This window comes from Kitasatospora sp. NPDC007106 (assembly GCF_040634455.1).
In the GTDB taxonomy this organism is placed as follows: domain Bacteria; phylum Actinomycetota; class Actinomycetes; order Streptomycetales; family Streptomycetaceae; genus Kitasatospora; species Kitasatospora arboriphila.
In genome coordinates this window covers 1-1,407 of record NZ_JBEYFP010001222.1, presented here as the reverse complement: position 1 = coordinate 1,407, position 1,407 = coordinate 1, and the positions used below count along the sequence as shown (strand labels likewise).

2 protein-coding genes are annotated in these 1,407 nt (G+C 75.4%); one reads left to right on the top strand and one right to left on the bottom strand.

Annotation, left to right across the window (positions count from 1 at the left end; translation table 11 throughout):
- Nucleotides 1-48: 48 nt before the first annotated feature.
- Nucleotides 49-504 carry a hypothetical protein gene (locus tag ABZ641_RS37315; protein WP_359989024.1) on the top strand — a complete coding sequence of 152 codons (456 nt, stop codon included), beginning with the start codon at nucleotides 49-51 and terminating at the stop codon, nucleotides 502-504.
- A gap of 62 nt (nucleotides 505-566) precedes the next feature.
- On the opposite strand, the gene ABZ641_RS37310 is transcribed toward ABZ641_RS37315, so the two are convergent.
- Nucleotides 567-1,328, bottom strand: coding sequence for a potassium channel family protein (locus tag ABZ641_RS37310; RefSeq protein WP_344628226.1), 762 nt, complete (start codon nucleotides 1,326-1,328; stop codon nucleotides 567-569).
- Nucleotides 1,329-1,407 lie beyond the last annotated feature (79 nt).

Sequence of the window (1,407 nt, the reverse complement as noted above, 5' to 3'; positions counted from 1 at the left end):
AACGGGCAGTGTCTGACGGACCGTCACCCAGAGGCCCGAGGGGGAACCGTGCACGCAGGACTCGACTCCGCGTGCCTGCTGCGCCTGATGGCGCGCACCGACGCCGGGCTCTGGGAGATCCTCTTCCCGCACCTGCCGCTCACCGCCCGCGCCGCATCCGACCTCAACCCGCAGCCGCTGCCCCCGGCCGAACTGCTCGGCGCCGACGCCGCCGTCGCCGTGCACGTGGCGGGCGGGGACGCCCGCGCGGTGCTGCAGGACGCCGACGGGGACTGGTGCCCGATCCCGCCCTACCGGGTGATCCCGTGGCCGAAGAAGTGGCCGCTGCCCTGGCCGTCCGGTGAGCCGTACCCGATCGACCCGCAGTGGGCGGGCCCCGCCGTCCGGGCCACCGCCGGCATGGTCCTGTACTCCTACGCCGAGGGCATCGCCGACAAGGAGCTCCACACCGCCCTGGAGGAGTCCGCCGGGAAGCTGCTCGGCGCCGCGCTGAACGGCGGCTGACGCCGCGACAGCCGCACGCCGCCCCGCGGGCCAGCCGGCCGTACGGCGCCACCGCGGGCCGGTCAGGCGCTCGGGACGCGCCCGGCGGGCTCCCCGCCGGGCTCCGCCTGCCGGCTCAGCTCGGCGAGCTCGCGGCGCAGTTCGCGGACCTCGGCGGTGAGGTCCTGGATCGCCCGGTGGTTGAGGTGGTCCAGCCGGTCCTCCGCCTCGAACCGGGCCACGAACCAGGCCGCGATGTTGGCCGTCACCACACCGAGCAGCGCGATCCCCGACAGCATCAGCGCGACCGCCAGCAGCCGCCCGAGACCGGTGGTCGGCGTCAGGTCTCCGTAGCCCACCGTCGTCATGGTGGTGAACGACCACCAGAGCGCGTCGCCGAGGGTGCGGATGGACGCGTGCGGCGAGCTCCGCTCGATCTCCAGGATCGCCAGCGAACCGAACACCAGCAGCCCCAGCACCACGCCCGCCACGTAGGTCGTCAGCCGCACCTGGGAGGCCATCCGCACCCGCTGGCCCGCCAGCAGCAGCGTCGACACCAGCCGCAGCAGCCGCAGCGGCTGCACCAGCGGCAGCAGCACCGAGGCGAGGTCCAGCGGGCTGCGGCGGACGAACTCCCAGCGGCGCTCCGCCAGCACCAGCCGGGTCGCGTAGTCCAGCGCGAAGACCGCCCACACCGCCCACTCGGCCCAGGCCGCACCCTGCAGCACCCAGCCGGGCGCCCGCGGCGCGAGTACCGGCACCGCGTAGGCGACGGCGAACAGCACGGACAGCGCGATGAGCGGGAGCTGCGTGTGCCGCTCCCAGCGTTCGCGTCGGTTCGTCATGGCCGGCCTCCTCCACGGGCACGAGCTGCGGGGCCCGGGCCGGACCGCCGTGCCGCCCCGCGACACCGCACGGCGCACC